Below are 3,364 nucleotides of genomic sequence, written 5' to 3'. Positions count from 1 at the left end.
CGGGGCCCCGCGCTGGCCGTCCTTCCCCTCCTTGCGCCGTGACGATCCGCTGACCGCGGGCCGCGTGTTCCATTCCGCCGACGCGATCGATTTCGAGGCGCTGCGCGGGCGCCGCGTCGGCGTGCTGGGCGCCGGCGCCTCGGCCTTCGACAACGCCGCCTGCGCGCTGGAAGCCGGCGCCGCAGTGGACCTGTTCGCGCGCCGCCCCTTCCTGCCGCAGGTGAACAAGAGCAAGTGGACGTCCTTTCCCGGCTTCTTCCGCGGCTACGAATCGTTGGACGACGCCCGCAAGTGGCGCTTCTACACCTACATCTTCGACGAGCAGGTGCCCCCGCCCTGGGAGACCGTGCGGCGCTGCGACGCCCAGCCGGCGTTCACGCTGCGCCTGGGCGCGCCCTGGCTGGACGTGCTGCCGGAGCGCGATGGCGTGCGCGTGACCACCGCGGCCGGCAGCGAGCGCTTCGACGCCGTGATCTTCGGCACCGGCTTCGACGTCGACCTGCTGGAGCGGCCGGAGCTGGCGCGCTACGCAGGCGCGATCGACACCTGGGCGCGCCACGTGCAGCCGGAGCAGGCCGCGCGCCACCCGGAAGCGGCGCACTTTCCCTACCTGGGCGCCGGCTTCGAACTGCGGCCCGCGGGCGAGGCGCATGCCGAGGCGCTCGCCGCCATCCACCTGTTCAACTGGGGCAGCACGATGAGCCACGGCGCTTTGGCCGGCGACATCCCCGGCCTGGCGATCGGCGCCGGCCGCCTCGCCCAGTCCATCGCCCGCGACCTGTTCGTTGCGGACGCGGACCAGCATTGGGAGCGCCTGCAGGCGCTGGAGGAGCCGGAGCTGCTGGCGACGCGCTGGTACGTGCCGCCCGGGGAGAGGTAAGGCCGCGGAAGGCGGACTTCCGGACGCAGAGGACGCAAAGGGTACGCAGAGGACGCAAAAGACAACCTCTTGAAGGCTTTGTCTCTTTTGCGTCCTCTGCGTATCTTTCGCGTCCTTTGCGTCCGGAAGTTGGCTTTCGGCTGCCCCTACTGGATCGACACCTTTGCCGCCTTCACCACCTCCGCCCACTTCAGGCGGTTGGCGCGCACGGTGGCGCGGAACTGGTCGGGGGTCTCCAGGCGCACGGTGTTGCCCATGCTCTCCAGCTTGCCCTTGATCTCGGGCTGCTGCAGCACCTGGCGCACGGCGGCATTCAGCTTGGCGACCACCGCGGCGTCGGTGCCCTTGGGCGCGAACAGCGCGAACCAGGTGGAGCTGTCGAAGCCCTGCGTGCCGGGCAAGCCGCTTTCCGCGATGGTGGGCACGTCCTGCACCACCGGCACCCGCTTGCCCGTGGTCACGGCCAGCAGGCGCACCTTGCCGGCCTTGGCGTGCGGCAGCACGGTCTGCACCTGGTTCATGATGCAGCAGGTCTCGCCCTTGAGCACGGCCTGGATCGCCTCCGGCCCGCCCTTGTAGGGCACGTGCACCATATTCAATCCGAGCTTCGAGTTCATCTCGGCGAACGCCATGTGCGTGCCGGTGCCGTTGCCCGTGGAGGCGTAGTTGTACTTGCCGGGGTTGGCGCGCACCGTCTCCACGAACTCCTTGAGCGTCTTCACGTCGATCACGTCGGGGTTGATCGTGAGCACGTTGGAGACGTCGTTGATCGGCGAGACGGGCACGAAGTCCGCCTCCACGTCGAAGGGCAGCTTGGGGTACAGCGCCGCGTTCACGCCGTGGGTGGCGGCGGTGCCGAACAGCACGGTGTAGCCATCGGGCTTGGCGCGCGAGACGTACTCGCTGGCGACGTTGCCGGCGGCGCCGACCTTGTAGTCGATGACCACCGGCTGGCCCAGCACCTTGCCCAGGGGTTCCTGGAGGATGCGCCCGACCACGTCCACGCCCGAGCCGGCGGGGAAGGTCATGATGATGGTGACGGGATGCTGCGGCCAGTCCGTGGCGGGCTGGGCGAAGGCGGCGAACGAGAGGGCGGACAGGGCCGCGACGAAGGCGCGGCGGGCGATGGGCAGGCGCATGAAGCTGGGGCTCCTGGAAAAAGAAAACGCTGCATTCTGGCAAGCCGCGCTCGTCCTTGCCACCAGAAGCTTATGCTCCGGGCTTTCCCTGAGGAGACCCATGCGCATCCCCGACTGGACCCCCGAACGCAAGCCGCAGCCGCAGGACCTGGTGCAGGCCGTCCTGGCGCGCCGCGGCGGCAAGCTGCTGAACCTGGACCGCGCCCTGCTCTGGAGCGAGCCGCTGGCCCGCGGCTGGAACACCTATCTCGGGGCGGTGCGCACCGGCCTGGGCGCGAGCCGCCAGCTGCGCGAACTGGGGATCTGCACCGTGGCCCTGATCACCGGCGCGGAGTACGAATACCACCACCATGGCCCGGACTACCTGGCGGCCGGCGGCACGCAGGCGACGCTGAATGCGCTCGAGGCCTGGGTGGCGGCAGGGGCGCAGGGCGAGCCGCAGGGGATCGCGGGCGACGAGGCGCTGGCGGCGCGCTACGCCGCCCAGATGACGCGCGACGTGAAGGTGGACGACGCGCTGTTCGTGGCGCTGCAGGCACGCTTCGATACCACCGAGGTGGTCGAGATCACCGCCGCCATCGCCGCCTACAACATGGTCGCGCGCCTGCTGCTGGCGCTGGGGGTTACGCCGGAGGAGTGAACGTCGTGCTTGGCGCGGGACCCGGCAGATCAATCGCTCCGTCTTATCCGCGCTGCGTTCGTTGCACCCGGTCCGGCACAGGACGGATTTGTCCGCCTCACTCCATGTCCTCCGGCGCGGGTGAGAACCGTTGCCCGTGATGGCACCGCGCCCGCGCCTCCCCCTTTACTTCCGGAGGCGGACAAACCCGTCCTGCGCCTGCAGTGTGGGAGGACGAGCGATCGGTCCTCCACGAACCGTGACGCAGCGCTGCGCCGTGCGTGCGGTGGGCGGAGCAGGTTTCTGCCGCGGGCTATTCATGGCGCGCTGCAGGCCCGGAGGGGGTTTGTCCGGCTCCGGAAGTAAAGGAGGAGGCGCGGGCGCGCTGTCATCACAGGCACCGGTTCCCATCCGCGCCGGGGGACATGGAGGAGACGGACAAACCCCCTCCGGGCCGGACCAGAGGCCACACCGCTTCCCGCGGCCCAGCCAACCAGTGAGCCTGCAGGGAACGAAGCAGCGCCCTCACTCCGGCTTGATGTGGTTCTCCTTCACCACCGCCGCCCAGGTGTCGATCTGGCTGTCGATGAAGGCGAGCGCGGCCTCGGTGCTGCCGCCCATGATGGAGATGCCCTGGCCTGACAGCTTGTGCGCGATCTCGGGCACCTGCAGGGCCTTGTTGATTTCCTCGTTCATGCGCCGCACGATCTCCGGCGGCACCTTGGC

At 69.6% G+C, this 3,364-nt stretch carries 2 protein-coding genes and 2 pseudogenes; 2 read left to right on the top strand and 2 right to left on the bottom strand.

The window, feature by feature from the left end:
* Positions 1-880: pseudogene (locus tag VFM98_RS21150) on the top strand (FAD-dependent oxidoreductase); the annotation flags it as partial.
* 146 nt (positions 881-1,026) lie between these two features.
* On the opposite strand, the gene VFM98_RS21145 reads toward VFM98_RS21150, so the two are convergent.
* The gene (locus VFM98_RS21145) at positions 1,027-2,019 is read right to left on the bottom strand and encodes a tripartite tricarboxylate transporter substrate binding protein (protein ID WP_325111864.1); all 993 of its coding nucleotides are present in this window, start codon (positions 2,017-2,019) and stop codon (positions 1,027-1,029) included.
* A gap of 100 nt (positions 2,020-2,119) precedes the next feature.
* Here VFM98_RS21145 and VFM98_RS21140 point away from each other — a divergent pair, with 100 nt between their 5' ends.
* A complete protein-coding gene (locus VFM98_RS21140; RefSeq protein ID WP_325111863.1) occupies positions 2,120-2,659 on the top strand; it encodes a carboxymuconolactone decarboxylase family protein in 540 nt (179 codons plus the stop codon).
* Positions 2,660-3,163: 504 nt separating this feature from the next.
* Here the strand turns inward: VFM98_RS21140 and VFM98_RS21135 are convergent.
* Positions 3,164-3,364, bottom strand: a pseudogene (locus tag VFM98_RS21135) (tripartite tricarboxylate transporter substrate-binding protein); the annotation flags it as partial.

Origin of the sequence: Ramlibacter sp., from assembly GCF_035706265.1 — a bacterium.
Classification (GTDB): Bacteria; Pseudomonadota; Gammaproteobacteria; order Burkholderiales; family Burkholderiaceae_C; genus Ramlibacter.
Note: the sequence above shows the minus strand (reverse complement) of the source record. Positions and strands in the feature narration are given on the sequence as shown.